General features: G+C 72.4%; 16 protein-coding genes and 1 pseudogene. 4 read left to right on the plus strand and 13 right to left on the minus strand.

The features are described from left to right. Nucleotides 1–413, plus strand: a pseudogene (locus ACTHNQ_RS04875) (ArsR family transcriptional regulator); the annotation flags it as partial. Between the two features lie 7 nt (nt 414–420). Here the strand turns inward: ACTHNQ_RS04875 and ACTHNQ_RS04880 are convergent. Then, complete coding sequence (locus tag ACTHNQ_RS04880) at nt 421–729, minus strand: hypothetical protein (RefSeq protein WP_440331597.1); 309 nt, start codon at nt 727–729, stop codon at nt 421–423. A 144-nt stretch (nt 730–873) separates the two neighbouring features. Between ACTHNQ_RS04880 and ACTHNQ_RS04885 the strand changes: the two genes are divergently transcribed. Both ACTHNQ_RS04885 and ACTHNQ_RS04890 read left to right on the plus strand, forming a co-directional pair. Further along, nucleotides 874–2,526 carry a thiamine pyrophosphate-binding protein gene (locus ACTHNQ_RS04885; protein ID WP_440331599.1) on the plus strand — a complete coding sequence of 551 codons (1,653 nt, stop codon included), beginning with the start codon at nt 874–876 and terminating at the stop codon, nt 2,524–2,526. 118 nt (nt 2,527–2,644) lie between these two features. After that, nucleotides 2,645–3,460 carry an LLM class flavin-dependent oxidoreductase gene (locus ACTHNQ_RS04890; protein ID WP_440331601.1) on the plus strand — a complete coding sequence of 272 codons (816 nt, stop codon included), beginning with the start codon at nt 2,645–2,647 and terminating at the stop codon, nt 3,458–3,460. 9 nt (nt 3,461–3,469) lie between these two features. On the opposite strand, the gene ACTHNQ_RS04895 is transcribed toward ACTHNQ_RS04890, so the two are convergent. From ACTHNQ_RS04895 to ACTHNQ_RS04945, 11 genes are all read right to left on the minus strand, one after another. Beyond that, entirely contained in the window at nt 3,470–4,231 is a 762-nt protein-coding gene (locus ACTHNQ_RS04895) for an enoyl-CoA hydratase/isomerase family protein (RefSeq protein WP_440331603.1), read from the minus strand. Between the two features lie 9 nt (nt 4,232–4,240). Continuing rightward, nucleotides 4,241–5,437, minus strand: coding sequence for a 1,2-phenylacetyl-CoA epoxidase subunit PaaE (gene paaE, locus ACTHNQ_RS04900; protein ID WP_440331605.1), 1,197 nt, complete (start codon nt 5,435–5,437; stop codon nt 4,241–4,243). Beyond that, the gene (gene paaD / locus ACTHNQ_RS04905; protein ID WP_440331625.1) at nt 5,437–5,913 is read right to left on the minus strand and encodes a 1,2-phenylacetyl-CoA epoxidase subunit PaaD; all 477 of its coding nucleotides are present in this window, start codon (nt 5,911–5,913) and stop codon (nt 5,437–5,439) included. The genes paaE and paaD overlap by 1 nt, the downstream gene beginning before the upstream one ends. Nucleotides 5,914–5,921: 8 nt before the next feature. Further along, nucleotides 5,922–6,764, minus strand: a complete 843-nt coding sequence (gene paaC / locus ACTHNQ_RS04910; protein ID WP_440331607.1) for a 1,2-phenylacetyl-CoA epoxidase subunit PaaC — start codon at nt 6,762–6,764, stop codon at nt 5,922–5,924. Then, nucleotides 6,761–7,066 (minus strand): 1,2-phenylacetyl-CoA epoxidase subunit PaaB, encoded by a 306-nt coding sequence (gene paaB / locus ACTHNQ_RS04915; protein ID WP_440331609.1) that lies wholly within the window; start codon nt 7,064–7,066, stop codon nt 6,761–6,763. Before paaB ends, paaC begins: the two co-directional genes overlap by 4 nt. Then, nucleotides 7,066–8,058 carry a 1,2-phenylacetyl-CoA epoxidase subunit PaaA gene (paaA, locus tag ACTHNQ_RS04920; protein ID WP_440331611.1) on the minus strand — a complete coding sequence of 331 codons (993 nt, stop codon included), beginning with the start codon at nt 8,056–8,058 and terminating at the stop codon, nt 7,066–7,068. Before paaA ends, paaB begins: the two co-directional genes overlap by 1 nt. A 72-nt stretch (nt 8,059–8,130) precedes the next feature. Next, nucleotides 8,131–9,420: a phenylacetate--CoA ligase PaaK gene (paaK, locus tag ACTHNQ_RS04925; RefSeq protein WP_440331613.1), complete on the minus strand. Its 1,290-nt coding sequence runs from the start codon at nt 9,418–9,420 to the stop codon at nt 8,131–8,133. 27 nt (nt 9,421–9,447) lie between these two features. Further along, entirely contained in the window at nt 9,448–9,852 is a 405-nt protein-coding gene (gene paaI / locus ACTHNQ_RS04930) for a hydroxyphenylacetyl-CoA thioesterase PaaI (RefSeq protein WP_018171793.1), read from the minus strand. Beyond that, a complete protein-coding gene (gene paaZ / locus ACTHNQ_RS04935; protein WP_440331615.1) occupies nt 9,849–11,975 on the minus strand; it encodes a phenylacetic acid degradation bifunctional protein PaaZ in 2,127 nt (708 codons plus the stop codon). The genes paaI and paaZ overlap by 4 nt, the downstream gene beginning before the upstream one ends. Continuing rightward, on the minus strand, nt 11,965–12,858 hold the full coding sequence (locus tag ACTHNQ_RS04940; RefSeq protein WP_440331617.1) for a 3-hydroxyacyl-CoA dehydrogenase family protein: 894 nt from the start codon (nt 12,856–12,858) through the stop codon (nt 11,965–11,967). Before ACTHNQ_RS04940 ends, paaZ begins: the two co-directional genes overlap by 11 nt. Next, complete coding sequence (locus tag ACTHNQ_RS04945) at nt 12,855–13,592, minus strand: enoyl-CoA hydratase/isomerase family protein (RefSeq protein ID WP_440331619.1); 738 nt, start codon at nt 13,590–13,592, stop codon at nt 12,855–12,857. Before ACTHNQ_RS04945 ends, ACTHNQ_RS04940 begins: the two co-directional genes overlap by 4 nt. 89 nt (nt 13,593–13,681) lie before the next feature. Here ACTHNQ_RS04945 and ACTHNQ_RS04950 point away from each other — a divergent pair, with 89 nt between their 5' ends. After that, nucleotides 13,682–14,290 (plus strand): TetR/AcrR family transcriptional regulator, encoded by a 609-nt coding sequence (locus ACTHNQ_RS04950; RefSeq protein WP_440331621.1) that lies wholly within the window; start codon nt 13,682–13,684, stop codon nt 14,288–14,290. 77 nt (nt 14,291–14,367) lie between these two features. Here the strand turns inward: ACTHNQ_RS04950 and ACTHNQ_RS04955 are convergent. Next, nucleotides 14,368–15,328: MFS transporter (locus ACTHNQ_RS04955; protein WP_440331623.1), on the minus strand; the 961-nt coding region annotated here is incomplete at its 5' end.

Below are 15,328 nucleotides of genomic sequence, written 5' to 3' on the forward strand. Positions count from 1 at the left end.
GCATGACGTGCTTCCTCGCGGTGCTCGACCGCGACGAGTGCATCACCCTCGCCAGCGTCGAGCCGCGCCACGCCGTCGCGACGGTCGCGCAGCGTCCCGGGGCCCGCCATTCGATCACCGTCGGCGCGCCGAGCAAGGCGATCCTGTCGACGCTCTCGCCCGCCGAATGGCCGGTCGAGGTCGACGACCGGCTGCGCGCCGAAGTCGCCGAGTGCGCGCAGCGGGGCTACGCCACCAGCCACGACGAGGTGATCCCCACCGTTCAGGCGATCTCGGTGCCGCTGCGTCTGCGCGGCGGCCAGCGGCCCGCCGCGATCGCGGTGGTGCACGTCTCCAGCCCGGCCGACCCCGAGGCGATCGCGCAGCGGCTCGCGCGCTCGGCGAGCGCGATCCGCGAGGCTCTCGGCGGCTGAAGCGGCGTCAGTCCGCCGTCGGCAGCTCCGACACGAAGCGGATGTTGTACTCCGCGACCCGCTGCGGCACGCCCGCGAACGCCTCGGCGCGCGCGTCCGAGGCGAGGTACTCCTTCTCCAGGGCGAGGAAGGCCTCCTCATCGCCTTCCGCGCTGACCGCCCACACGAACTCGTTCGTCTCGGGCAGGCCGTAGGCGAATTCGATCGCGAACCCGGCGGCGGGACGCACGCGCGGCATGCAGCCCTTCCACCAATCGACGAACGCGTCGTACTCCCCGTCGACGAGCGTGTACCGGCGCAGCTGGATCGTCCTCATGCCTTCCATCTTGGCGTACGACCTATACTCGGTTTCGTCCGGTGGCATCGTCGCCCGCCGGTGCTCGAAAAAAGGGCACGCAGCGCACACGCGCGAGACACATACGGCCTTCACCATCCGTCTGACGTCTCCCGAGGTCTCGCCATGCCCACCGTGTCCGCACACGTCGCCCTCACCCTCGCCCGCCACATCGACCACGTGTTCGGGGTGATGGGCAACGGCAACGCCTACTTCCTCGACGCGCTCGAGCGCTCCACCGACGTGGAGTTCACCGCCGTCCGCCACGAGGCGGGCGGGGTCGTCGCCGCCGACGCCTTCTGCCGCGCCTCGGGCCGCCTGGCCGCGGCGACCGCCACCTACGGCGCCGGGTTCACGAACACGCTCACCGCGCTGGCCGAAGCCGTGCAGGCGCACGTGCCGCTCGTGCTCGTCGTCGGCGACGAGCCCACCTCGGGCCCCCGCCCGTGGGACGTCGACCAGATCGCGCTCGCCTCCGCGGTCGGCGCCCGCACGTATACCGTCGGGCGCGCGGATGCGGCCGCCACGACCGTCATCGCGATCGAGCACGCCCTCACCTACCGCGTGCCGACCGTGCTCGCGATCCCCTACGACGTCGCCGCGCGCGACGCGGGCCCCGTGCCCGAGGCGCCCGAGCCGCGGCTGCCCGAGCCGCTGGCCCCCGCGGGGCCGTTCGCGGCCGGTGCGCTCGACGGACTCGTCGAGGCGCTCGCGCATGCCCAGCGCCCGTTCCTGCTCGCCGGCCGCGGCGCCTGGATCTCGGGGGCCACCGACGCGCTGGGCGAGGTGGCCGACCTCGTGGGTGCCGTGACCGCGTCGACGGCGCTCGGCCGCGGCGTGTTCCCGCGCCCCGAGTTCGACCTCGGCGTCACGGGCGGGTTCGGCGCCGAAGGAGCCATGAAGCTCGTGCGCGAGGCCGACGTGGCCGTCGTGTTCGGGGCATCCCTCAATCAGTTCACGATGCGCTTCGGCGACCTGTTCGCACCGGGCACGCGGGTGTTCCAGATCGACGTCGCCCCGGCCGCGACCCACCCCCACGTCGGCGGGTTCGTGAGGGCGGATGCCGCCGTCGCGGCCCGCTCCGTCGCCGCCGCCCTGCGCGAGCGGGGCGCGACGCCGAGCGGGTGGCGCGAGTCGGTCGACCTGACGCCGCTCCGCGCCTACGAGCCGGGCGACGCCGTCGCGGCCGACGGACGCCTCGACCCCCGTGCCGTCGCCCGCCGCATCGGAGAGCTGCTGCCCGAGGACAGGGTCGTCGTCTCGGACGGCGGGCACTTCATCGGCTGGGCCAACATGTACTGGCCCGTCGCCGCGCCCGACCGGATGATGATGGTGGGCACGGCGTTCCAGTCGATCGGCCTCGGCTGGCCGTCGGTGCCGGGCGCCGCGCTCGCGAAGCCCGCGTCGACGGTCGTGCTGACCACGGGCGACGGCGGCGGGCTCATGGCCCTCGCCGACCTCGAGACCGCCGTGCGGGTCGCCGGCGGCCGGGGTCTCGCCGTCGTCTGGAACGATGCCGCGTACGGCGCCGAGGTCAACCTCTACGGGCTGAAGGGCCTGGCGAAGGAGCCGATGCTCATCCCCGAGGTCGACTTCGCGGCGCTCGCAGCCGGCGTCGGCGCGGAGGGCGTCGTGGTGCGCACCCTCGACGACCTGGAACGGCTGGCGACCTGGGCGGCCGAGGACGAGGCATCCCGCCGCTTCCTCGTGCTCGACTGCCGCATCTCGGGAGAGATCGTCGCGCCGTACCAGCGCGAGATCATCCGCGTGAACTCCTGATCCGGGCAGGACTTCTTCGCGATATCGCTGACCCTCGTCGTTCGTGCTCCCCCGGGAGCAAAGCGGATGCCTCCCGCCGGCGGATGCGCGCAGGGCGGCCACCCGCGAGCATCGATGCATGACCTCCTTCCGATTCGGCGTCGTCACCGGCGCGCCCGGCGACGCCCGGGCCTGGAGCGAGACGGCGCGCCGCGTCGAGGGTGACGGCTTCTCGGCGCTGCTCGTGCCCGACACGCTCTACACCCCCTCCCCCTTCCTCGCCCTGTCGGCCGCCGCCGCGGCCACCGGCACGCTGCACCTCGGAACATGGGTGCTGGCGGCGCCGCTGCGCACCCCGGCGGCGACCGTCCGCGAGACCCGTACGCTCGTCGAGCTGTCGGGCGGTCGGTTCGAACTCGGCCTGGGCGCCGGGCGCCCGCAGGGAGAGGCGGATGCCGTCACCCTGGGCGTGCCGTGGGGCTCGGGCCGTGAACGGGTCGACCAGGTTGGGGCGACGATCGCGGCTGTGCGCGCCGCGCTCGGGGATGATCTGCCCCTGACCCTCGCCGCCGGCGGCGACCGGATGATGCGGCTGGCGGGACGCCACGCCCAGACGGTGGCGCTGCCGCTGTCGCCGCACGCGGATCTGGCAGCGGTGACCGAGGTCGCCACCCGCGTCCGTGCCGCGACAGCAGCCGGTCGGCCGCCCCTCGAGCTGTCGCTGCAGATCGTCGGTGTCGGCGAGGCCGTGCCCGAGTGGCTGCGCCGCAGCGCGGGACTCACCCCCGAGTCGCTGCGCGGGGCCGGGGCCGTCGCCGCGCTCTCGGGCGAGGTGGCGCGCGACGCCGACGCCCTGCATCGGCTGCGGGAGGCGACCGGAGTGTCGTTCTTCACGGTACCCGACGAGCTGTCTGCGCCCCTCGCGCCGCTGGTGGCGGAGCTCGCCGGTCGCTGAGGCGCGCGCTCACTCCCCGTGGAACTGCGGCGCGCGCTTCTCCTGGAACGCCGCGAAACCCTCGCGGTAGTCGGCCGTGGCGCGCAGCGCCTCCTGCCCGCGGGACTCCTCGGCGACGGCATCCCACAGCCGCGCGTCGCGCAGCCGGGCGACCAGGCGCTTCGACGCGGCGAAGGCCGCCGTTGGCCCCGCCGCGGTTCTCGCGGCGCGGTCTCGCGTGAAGGCGAGCAGCTCGTCGGCCGGAATCGCGCGGCTGAACAGCCCTGCGGCGACGGCGTCGGACCCCGACACCAGCTCGCCGGTGAAGATCAGGTCGAGGGCGCGGTGCGCGCCGAGCCGGTCGACGAGCAGCGCGTGGGCGCCGGAGTCGGGCATCGCGCCGAGGTTCGCGAAGGGCGAGCCCACCTTCGCGTTCTCGGCGACGTAGACGACGTCGGTGGCGATGGCGAGCCCGAGGCCGACACCCAGGCACGCGCCCTGCACGGCCGCGAACGTCGGCACGGGGAACCCCGCGATCCGCCGCATGACCTGTTCGACGGCCCCGAGGTACTCGGGCACGTCGTCCGTCGCCGGGTCGACGCCGGCGATGTCGCGGCCCGCGCAGAAGGCGCGGCCCTCGCCGCGCAGCACGAGGGCGCGGATCCCGGATGCCGCCGCCTCGGCGTACGCGTCGTCCAGCCGCCGCAGCGCCTCCAGCGACAGCGCGTTGAGCCTGTCCGGCGCATTCAGCGTGATCTCGGCGACGGCGCCGTCGATGGCGAGCTCGATCATGGGCATCTCCTAGACGTCGTAGTCGACCACGACGGCATCGGTCGTGGGGTGGGACTGGCATGTGAGCACGTAGCCGCGCTCCAGCTCGTCGGGTTCGAGGGCGTAGTTCTCGGTCATGGTGACCGACCCCTGCAGCAGTCGCGCGCGGCACGTGCCGCACACTCCTCCCGCGCAGGCGAAGGGCACGTCGGGGCGCACGCGGAGCGCCGCGGTGAGGATCGACTCGCGTGCGGCGACGGGGCTGTCGACGGACTGCGATTGCCCGTCGAGCGTGAACTCGATGCGCGTCACGGGCTCGTCCTCGGCGATCGTGACCGGCGCGCCCGCGCCCGGCTCGTCGCGCGGACCGTCGGCCGGCGTGAACAGCTCGTACCGCACGTGCGCCGAGTCCACGCCCAGGTCGTCGAGGGTGTCGCGGCACAGCTGCACGAGCGGCAGCGGGCCGCACAGGAACCACTCGTCCACGGTGTCGGGCATCACGAGCTCGTCGAGGATGCGCCGCAGCCGGGGCTCGTCCAGGCGGCCCGACAGCAGCGGCGCCGTGCGCTGCTCGCGCGAGAGCACGTGGTGCAGCGCGAGGCGCGTCGGGTAGCGGTCCTTGAGATCCGACAGGTCGTCGAGGAACATCACGTCGAGGCTCGAGCGATTCGTGTAGACGAGGGTGAAGCGCGAGGTCTCGGAGCGCCCCAGCACCGTGGCGGCGAGCGCCATGAGCGGGGTGATCCCGGAGCCGGCCGCGATGCCCGCGACGTGCGCGCCGTCGAGGTCGGCGAGCGTCGAGGTGAACGAGCCCTGCGGGTTCATGACCTCGAGCCGGTCGCCCACCTTCAGCCCGGTCTGCGCCCAGGTCGAGAAGCGCCCGCCGCTGTCGCGCTTGATCGCGATGCTGATGGTGCGCGGGCCGTCGCCTCCGCCGCCCGCGTCGACGGCGCGGCACAGCGAGTACGAGCGCCGCACCTCACGCCCGTCGAGCGTCGCACGCAGCGCGACATGCTGCCCGGCGAGGTAGTCGAACTCGTCCCGCACCTCTTCCGGCACCGCGAAGGTGACCTCGATCGCGTCGTCGGTCAGCGGCCGCACGGCGGCGACGCGCAACGGGTGAAACCTGCCCCGCCGCCGGCTCCCGTGCGGACCGCCCACGGACGTCGTCAGCAGGGCCTCCGCGATGCGCTCGCGCTCGGCCTGACCGGGCTCGTCGGGAGCCATCAGTGGACCTTGAAGTGGTCGAAGGGCTCCAGGCAGGCGCGGCACTCGTACAGGGCCTTGCACGACGTCGACCCGAACCGGGCGAGCTCGCGGGTGTCGAGCGAGCCGCACCGCGGGCACTTCACGGCCAGCTGCACGGGGACGGGACCGGCCGCCGCCCGGCGCCCGGTGGGCGGGGCGATGCCGTACTCCTGCAGCTTGCGTCTGCCGGCATCCGTGATCCAGTCCGTGGTCCACGCGGGCGCGAGCACGAGGCGCACGTCCACGTGCGCGAACCCGTCCGCGGTGAGCGCGAGCACGACGTCGTCACGGATCGCGTCCATCGCGGGGCACCCCGAGTACGTGGGCGTGATGGTGACGGTCACCCGGTCGCGGTCGACGTCGACGGCGCGCAGCACGCCGAGATCCTCGATGGTGAGGACCGGCACCTCCGGATCGAGGACGGATGCCGCCACCGCCCACGCCCGGTCGGTCATCGTGGCGGTCACCAGGTCACCCCCGGGTGCTGCCGGGCGAGCACCTGCATCTCGGCCAGCAGGTACCCCAGCGTCGGGAAGTGCGACCCGCGTCGGCCTCCGCCGGACGACATCGGCGACTCCGGCACATCCAGTCCGGCCTCGGCGAACACCGCAGCGATCACAGCGTCGAAGCCCGCTCGCAGCGACGACGGACGCACCGCGACGCCCTCGAGCCGGTCGATGAGCGGCTCGTCGGCGAACAGCTCGCCCACGTACGGCCACACGTCCGCGACCGCGCGCACCATGCGCCGCCGGGACTCGTCGGTGCCGCCGGCCAGTCGCAGCGTCCACTGCACGGAGTGGTCGCGGTGGTACTCGACCTCTTTGACGGCCTTCGCGGCGATGGCGGCCAGCGTCTCGTCGGACGATCCCTGCAGTGCGGTGTACAGCTCGAAGAGGTAGACGGATGCGGCCAGCTGGCGGGCGATCGTCTGCCCGAAGTCGCCGTTCGGCTGCTGGAAGAGCCACGCGCAGCGGAACTCGGGCTCGTCGCGCCAGTACGCCAGGTCGTCCTCGCTGCGGCCGTCGAACGTCCCCGCATACCGCAGGAACGAGCGAGCGTGGCCGAGCAGGTCGAGGGCGATGTTGGCCAGCGCCACGTCTTCTTCGAGCTCGGGAGCACGGGCGATCCACGCGCCGAGCTGCTGCGAGAGGATCAGCGCGTCGTCGCCGAGCCACAGCGCGTACTCGGCGACGTCGGCGGAGGCCGCGCGGCCCTCGCCGCCGGCGAGTTCGGCCGAGAGCGCGACCTGGTCGACGGTGACGTCGCCGTGCACGTCGCCCGGTTCTTGAGCCTGTCGAGCGGTCACAGGTGCGGCACCCCCTCGGAGGCCGTGTAGTACGACGCGTGCCGGTAGTTCTTGCCCGCGGGGCTCTCGAAGAAGGCGCCCTTCGCATCGGGGTCGCTCGTGGTGATGGCGTCGGCGGGAACGACCCAGATCGAGGTCCCCTCGCCGCGGCGGGTGTACAGGTCGCGGGCGTTGCGCAGCGCGAGCTCGGCGTCGGGCGCGTGCAGCGACCCGGCGTGCACGTGGCTGAGACCGCGCCCGGCCCGCACGAACACCTCCCACAGCGGCCACGTCTCGCGGTCTGCCGCACCCGGCGTCGTCATCACGCCACCTCCCGTTTCGTCTCGCTCGTTCCTCGCTCGCTCAACGACCGGGTAACGGTCTTGCGGGCGTACTCGGCGGCGGCCTCGCGCACCCACGCACCGTCCTCGTGCGCCTCGCGGCGACGGCGGATGCGCTCGGCGTTCATGGGCCCGCGGCCGGCCAGCACCTCGTGGAACTCGGTCCAGTCGATTTCGCTGGTCCGCCAGCGGCCCGCTGCGGCATCCCATTCGAGCTCCGGATCGGGAAGCGTCACACCCAGCACCTCGGCCTGTGGCACGAGCATTCCGATGAAGCGCTGCCGCAGCTCGTCGTTCGAGAAGCGCTTGATGTTCCACGCCATCGACTGGGCCGAGTTGGGCGATTCGTCGTCGGGCGGCCCGAACATCATGAGGGCCGGCCAGTACCAGCGGTCGACGGCATCCTGAGCCATCTCGCGCTGCGCGGGCGAGCCCTGCATGAGCGTCAGCAGGATCTCGAACCCCTGCCGCTGGTGGAACGACTCCTCTTTGCAGATGCGCACCATCGCCCGCCCGTAGGGGCCGTACGAGGCACGGCACAGCGGCACCTGGTTGCAGATCGCGGCGCCGTCGACGAGCCAGCCGATCGCGCCCATGTCGGCCCACGTGGGCGTCGGGTAGTTGAAGATCGACGAGTAGCGGGCGCGGCCCTCGATGAGCTGCTCGGTCATCTCGTCGCGCGTGATGCCGAGGGTCTGCGCCGCCGAGTACAGGTACAGCCCGTGACCCGCTTCGTCCTGCACCTTGGCCATCAGGATCGCCTTGCGCTTGAGGCTCGGCGCACGCGTGATCCAGTTGCCCTCGGGCTGCATGCCGATGATCTCGGAGTGCGCGTGCTGCGAGATCTGCCGGATCAGCGTCTTGCGATAGGCCGCCGGCATCCAGTCCCGCGGCTCGATGCGCGAGTCGGCCTCGATGATCGCGTCGAACGCCGCCTGCCCGGCGGCCTCGTCGATCAGGGTGTCGGTCGTCATCGTCGACTCCTCATTTACAGACCGTTCGTTCAGTAAAGTCTACTACGACGCAGGGATGCCGCATCCCCGTGCTCATCGCAGGTCGTACACGCGCTTGTACTTGCCCTCGCTGCGCGGCAGCGCGCCCGGCTCCTCGAGGCGCACCGCCACGGTCGAGCCGATGTGCGTCTTGATGCGCTGCGCGAGCACCTCGGCCGCCGCCTCGCACGTCTCGCGCGACAGGTCCGGATGCCGCTCGATGCGCACCGCCATGGCGTCCAGGGACCCCTCGTGCGTGAGCTCGATGACGAAGTGGGGCGTGAGCGTCTCGATGCCGAGCACGAGCTCCTCGATCTGCGTCGGGAAGATGTTGACGCCGCGCAGGATGATCATGTCGTCGTTGCGGCCGGTGATCTTCTCCATGCGCCGCATGCCCGGCCGCGCGGTGCCGGGCAGCAGGCGCGTGAGGTCGCGCGTGCGGTAGCGCAGCACCGGGAACGCCTCCTTCGTGAGCGACGTGAACACGAGCTCGCCGCGCTCCCCGTCGGGCAGCGGCGTGCCGTCGTCGGCGATGATCTCGGGCAGGAAGTGGTCCTCCCACAGGTGCGGGCCGTCCTTCGTCTCGACGCACTCGTTGCCGACACCCGGCCCCATGACCTCGCTGAGCCCGTAGATGTCGACGGCGTCGAGGTTGAGCCGCCGCTCCAGCTCGGCACGCATCTCGTTCGTCCACGGCTCGGCGCCGAGGACGGCGACCTTCAGCGACGTCGAGGCCGGATCGATGCCCGCCTCGGCCATCGCGTCGGCGATCGTCAGCAGGTAGCTCGGCGTGCACATGATGACGTCCGGCTCGAAGTCGCGGATCAGCTGCACCTGCCGCGCCGTCTGCCCTCCCGACATCGGGATCACCGTCGCGCCGAGCCGCTCGATGCCGGCGTGCGCGCCGAGCCCGCCCGTGAACAGGCCGTACCCGTACGCGTTGTGCACCTTCATGCCGGGCCGCACGCCGGCCGCGCGCAGCGACCGTGCCACGAGCGAGGCCCATCGATCGAGGTCGCCCTGCGTATAGCCGACGACAGTCGGACGCCCCGTCGTGCCCGATGACGCGTGGATGCGCCGCACGTCTGCCATCGGCACCGCGAACATGCCGAACGGGTACGTCTGCCGCAGATCCTCTTTCGTGGTGAACGGCAGCAGGCGCACGTCGTCGAGGCTGCGGATGTCGGCCGGTGCGACACCGGCGTCGTCGAGCTTGCGGGTGTACAGCGGCACGTTCTCGTACGCGTGGCGCACGGTCCACTGCAGCCGTTCGAGCTGCAGGGCGCGGATCCCGTCGCGCGACAGCAGCTCCTCGGGGTCGAGGGCGGCAGTGGGGATCGACATCGTCGTCGACATGGGAGTCCGTTCGGTTCAGTCGGCCGGATGCTGCCGGCGCGTGGTGAGCGACCGCCCCCGGAACTCGGCGACGACCTCGCCGGTCTCGTCGGTCACGGTGACGTCGTAGAGGCCGTTGCGGCCCGAGACGATGCGGCGGCGGGCGTGCGCGGTGAGCGTCTGCCCCGCATGCGTCGCCTTGAGGAACGAGATGTCCGCACCCGCGGCGACCGTAACCCCGTCGTCCTCGTTGCAGGCGATGGCGAAGGCCGTGTCTGCCAGGGCGAACACCATGCCCCCGTGCGTGATCGCGAACCCGTTGGTCATGTCGTCGCGCACGCGCATCGAGACCACCGACTCCCCCGGCTCGTCGCGCTCGACGACCATGCCGAGCGCGGCCGACGCCAGGTCGCGCCGCATCATCGGGCGCAGCTCGGTCACGGCGTCACCGCCGCCTCGGGCGAACGGGATGCGGTGCCCCCGGCATCCCCCTCGTCCCAGGTCTTCGCGACCAGCGTGAGCACGTCGTAGGTCGCGACGAGCTCGTCGCGCTGGTTGAGGAGCACCGTGTCCCACCGCACCTCCCCGTACTCGTCGGTCTCACGCGGCGTGATCTGCTTCGCGGTGAGCACGACGCGCACCTCGTCCCCGGGAGAGACGGGCGTGACGAAGCGCAGGTTCTCGAGCCCGTAGTTGGCGAGCACGGGGCCGGGTGCCGGGTCGACGAACAGCCCGGCAGCCCACGAGACGAGCAGGTAGCCGTGCGCCACCCGCCCCGGGAAGAACGGGTTGGCGGCGGCCGCGTCCTCGTCCATGTGGGCGTAGAACAGGTCGCCGGTGAAGTGCGCGAACGTCTCGATGTCGTCGAGCGTGACCGCCCGCAGGGGCGAGGCGAACTGGTCGCCGATCCGCAGTTCGGCGAGCGGCTTGCGGAACGGGTGCCGGTCGGACCGGGATGCCGCCCCCTGGTGCCACACGCCGGTCAGGGCCGTCAGCATCGCCGGCGAGCCCTGCACAGCCGTGCGCTGCATGTGGTGCAGCACCGCGCGGATGCCGCCGAGCTCCTCACCACCTCCGGCACGACCGGGTCCGCCGTGGACGAGGTGCGGCACCGGGGCGCCGTGGCCGGTGGACGAGCGGGCGTCGTCGCGATCGAGGAACAGCAGGCGGCCGTTGAAGGCCGCGGTCCGGGCGAGCAGGGTGGCGGCGACGGCGGGGTCGGCGGTGGCGACGCTCGTGACCAGCGATCCCCCACCGCGGCCCACGAGGTCGGCGGCCTCGTCGACCGTGCGGTAGGCGAGCACGCTCGCCACCGGCCCAAACGCTTCGACCTCGTGCACGGCGTCGGGCAGCGCGGCCGCGTCGCCGTCGAAGCCGATGACGAGCGGTGCCACGAAGGCGCCGTCGGGCGCGAACCCGATCGACCCGTCGGCGCGTACGACCTCCGGCGCCTCCGTCGTCCCGAGCAGCAGTCGTCCGCCGGCCGCTTCGAGCTCCGCGACCGCGCGCAGCACCTCGTCGCGCTGATCGAGCGAGACGAGCGGACCCATCGTGACGCCGTCGGCGTGCGGGTCGCCGACCACGACGCGCTCGGCGATCTTGTCGCGCAGAGCGTCCACGAGCGGGCCGACGACGTCCGAGGGGACGATGGCCCGCCGGATGGCCGTGCACTTCTGCCCCGCCTTCGTCGTCAGCTCGATCATGAGCTGCTTGACGTACGCGTCGAACTCCGGCGTGCCCGGCACGGCGTCGGGGCCGAGCACGGAGGCGTTGATCGAGTCGGTCTCGCTCGTGAACCGCACACCGGGCGCGGCCTGCTCGCGCAGTCGTGCGGCGGTCGAGGCGCTGCCGGTGAACCCGACGAGGTCGCCGAGACCGAGGTGTTCGAACAGGCCCGGCACGGACCCGCTCACGAGCTGCAGCGACCCGGCCGGCAGGCGTCCGGTCTCGACGAGGATGCGCACCCACGCCTCGGCGACATAAGCGGTGGGGGTCGCCGGCTTGACCAGCGACGGCACGCCGGCGAGGAACGCCGGCGCGAACTTCTCCAGCGCCCCCCACATCGGGAAGTTGAAGGCGTTGATCTGCACGGCCACGCCCGGCAGCCGCGTGTACACATGCCGTCCCAGGAATGAACCGTCCTTGGCGAGCGATTCCACCGGCCCGTCGAGGTACACCTGCGCGTTCGGCAGCTCGCGGCGGGCCTTCGACGCGTAGGTGAACAGCACGCCGATGCCGCCGTCGACGTCGCTGAGCGAATCGCGCACCGTCGCCCCGGCGCGCTTGGAGAGCTCGTACAGCTCCTCCTTGCGGGCGGTCAGCGCGATGGCGAACTCCTTGAGCAGCAGCGCCCGCTGGTGGAACGTGAGGGCTCCGAGGCTCGCCTGCCCGACGGTGCGCGCGTGGTCGAGCGCCCCGGCGAGGTCGATGCCCTCGGTGCTGACGCGCGTCACGACCTCACCGGTCGAGGCATCCCGCACCAGGGCGGCGTCCGGGGCGTCGGCCGGCGTCCACCACGCGTCGCACACGTAGCTGGGGAGGATCCCCGTCCGCTCAGTCGTCATGCTCACTCCATTCGTAGAAGCCGCGGCCGCTCTTGCGGCCGAGATCTTCGTCGGCGACGAGCCGCCGCAGCAGCTCGGGCGGCGCGAAGCGGTCGCCGAGCTCGCGATGCAGCTCTTCGGCGATCCCGAGTCTCACGTCGAGACCCACGAGGTCGGTGGTGCGCAGCGGACCGACAGGGTGCCGGTACCCGAGCTCCATCGCCGCGTCGATGTCGGCCGCAGTCGCCACGCCCTCTTCGAGCATGCGGATCGCTTCGAGACCGAGCGCGACGCCGAGACGGCTGGACGCGAACCCCGGGCTGTCACGGACGATGACCGCCGTCCTGCCGAGCGCCTCCACCCACTCGCGCGCACGCTCGACCAGGTCGGGCGCCGTCGCGGCACCGGTGACGACCTCGACAAGGCGCGACGCCGGCACCGGGTTGAAGAAGTGCAGGCCGAGGAACCGCTCGGGTCGCGAGACGCCGGCAGCGAGCACATCGATCGAGATGGACGACGTGTTGGTCGCCAGCGCCGCGTCCGGGGCGAGCACCGCCTCCGCCCTGCCGAGCGCGTCCAGCTTCAGCGCACGGTCCTCGGGAACGGCCTCGATGACGAGCCCGCAGCCGGCGAGCGCCGCGATGGCGATCGCCGTCGAGACGCCGCCGATGAGCTCATCGGCGGTTCGGTCGGTCGCTCCGCGTTCGACACTGCGTCGCAGGCTCTCGACGAGCCGGAGGGATGCCTCCCCCGCCGCCTGCTCGTCGCGCTCGACCACGACCACCTCGGCGCCCGCGAGCACGAAGGCATGCGCGATCCCGGCGCCCATGCGCCCGCCGCCGATCACGCCGACCCTCCTCGGAGCCCGTCCCTGTTCCCGCGTGGGCCGGTCGGTCGCGCTCATCGCCCGCGCCTCTCGAGGAACGCCGTCATGCGCCTCTCCTTCTCGGGGCTCTCGAACAGCTGCGCCTGCAGCTCGAGGTCGATCTCGGGGTGCGCGGCGGGCGGCGCGAGCAGCGCGGTCTTGGTGTGACGCGTCGCCAGCGGGTCGTTGCGCGCGATCCGGTCGGCCAGCGCGTGAGCGGCGGCGAGCAGGTCGCCGGGCTCGAACAGCGACGACACGAGCCCCCATTCGACGGCGGTGGCGGCATCCAGGATCCTGCCCGTCAGCAGCAGCTCGGCCGCGCGCCCCTCGCCGACGATCTCGCGCAGCCGCCACGTGGCCCCTGCGGCCGCGATGATGCCGAGGCCGGTCTCGGGGTTGCCGATCTGCAGGCGCGGCGTGCCGATGCGGATGTCGGCGGCGTACGCGAGCTCGGCGCCGCCGCCGAGCGCGTGCCCGTCGATCGCGGCGACGACGGGCATCGGCAGGTTGCGCACGCGCTGGAAGGCGCGCGTGTTGATGCCGCGGCGGGCGTCGGCGGCGCGGCGCTCGCGCAGCTGCGCGATGTCGGCGCCCGATGCGAACACGCCGTCCGCGCCGATGAGGATGAGGGTGCGCGGTTCGCGCTCCAGCTCGCCGCACACCTCGTGCAGCGCGTCGATCGTCCGCTGGTCGATCGCGTTGCGCACCTCGGGTCGCGACAGGGTGGCCACGACCCGATCGGCACGGCGCTCGATGAGCAGGGGCTCAGGCATCCGGCATCCTCTCGTGCGCTCCGTCGCGACACTCACATAATACGTGACCGATCGTTCAGTATTACCTCGAGTGGTGCGAGACTGGGCGCATGTCCGCGAGCGCCCCGTCCGCCCCCGCACGACGCGGCCGACCCGGCTACGACCGCGAGCAGGTCCTCGCCGTCGCCGTCGAGCTGTTCAACGAGCAGGGGTATGACGCGACATCCGTTGCCGATCTGGCCCAGCGCCTCGGCCTCACGAAGTCGGCGCTGTACCACCACTTCGACTCGAAGGAGCAGGTGCTCGCACTCGCCCTCGACGAGGCGCTGGGCGGGCTGGAGGGCGTGCTCGACTCCCCCGGGGTCGCACAGGCCGATCCCGCCGAGCGCCTCGCCGCGGTGCTGCGCGGCGCCGTGCTCGTGCTCGTCGACCGGCTCCCCTACGTGACGCTGCTGCTCCGCGTGCGCGGCAACAGCGACGTCGAGCGCGCCGCCCTCGAACGGCGCCGCGCGTTCGACCACCGGGTGACCGCGCTCGTGGCCGAGGCTCAGGCGTCGGGCAGCGTGCGCTCCGACGTCGACGGTCCCGTCGTCACCCGTCTCGTGTTCGGCATGGTCAACTCGCTCGTCGAGTGGTACCGCCCGGGCGGCGCGATCGATCGCGAGCGCCTCGCGCACGACGTCGTGACCGTCGCGCTGGACGGCATGCGCACCCGCTGACGCACCCCGCGAACGACGGATGCCGCCGCCCCGGGCTCCGTGAAGCCCAGGGTGGCGGCATCCGCTTCGGGACGCGATCAGGCCTTGGCGAGGCCGTAGATCGGGCTGACCTCCTGCTCGGCCTCGTGGTCGGGACCGAGCGGGATGCCGGAGCGGTCGCGCAGCAGCAGCGTCGCGACGAGGCCGAGGAACGTCATGCCGGCCAGGTACCAGGTGACCGAGAGGGTCGAGCCGGTGGCCTGCACGAGGGCGGTCGCGATCATCGGGGCGAACGCGCCACCGAGGATGGCGCCGATCGCGTACGAGATCGAGACGCCCGAGAAGCGGATCGACGCCGGGAACAGCTCGGAGTACAGCGCCGCCTGCGGGCCGTAGGTGAAGCCGAGTCCGATCGTGAGGATCGCCAGACCCAGGAACAGCAGCCAGATGTTTCCGGTGTTCACGAGCGGGAACAGCAGGAAGACGCCCGCGAGCTGCAGGATCCAGCCGATGATGTAGGTCGTGCGGCGGCCGATGCGGTCCGAGATGAAGCCGGCGAACAGCGTCGAGAGCAGCCACGTCACGGCGGAGCCCGCGACGGCCCACAGCACCGGGCCGCGTTCGAGCGCCAGCGGACCCTCGGGGTTGGTGGAGTACCCCTGGATGTAGCCGCCGGTGGTCATGTACCCGACCGCGTTGTTGCCGGCGAACACGAACGCGGCGATGACGACGAGCAGCGCGTGCTTGCGGAACAGGGTGATGATCGGCGTGCGCGCCTTCTCCTTGCGCTCGGCGAGCTCGGCGAACACCGGGCTCTCTTCGACACGACGGCGGACGTAGTAGCCCACGAGGATCAGCACGACGCTGAGCAGGAACGGCACGCGCCAGCCCCACACGAGGAACGCGTCGCCGGGAGCGATCATCGCCATCAGCGCCATGACGCCCGAGGCGAGCAGCAGACCGAGCGGCACGCCGATCTGCGGCGCCGCACCGAAGGCGCCGCGACGCTTCTTGGGGGCGTGCTCCACGGCCATGAGGACCGCGCCGCCCCACTCGCCA

Source organism: Microbacterium sp. (assembly GCF_051953575.1).
Taxonomy (GTDB): Bacteria; Actinomycetota; Actinomycetes; order Actinomycetales; family Microbacteriaceae; genus Microbacterium.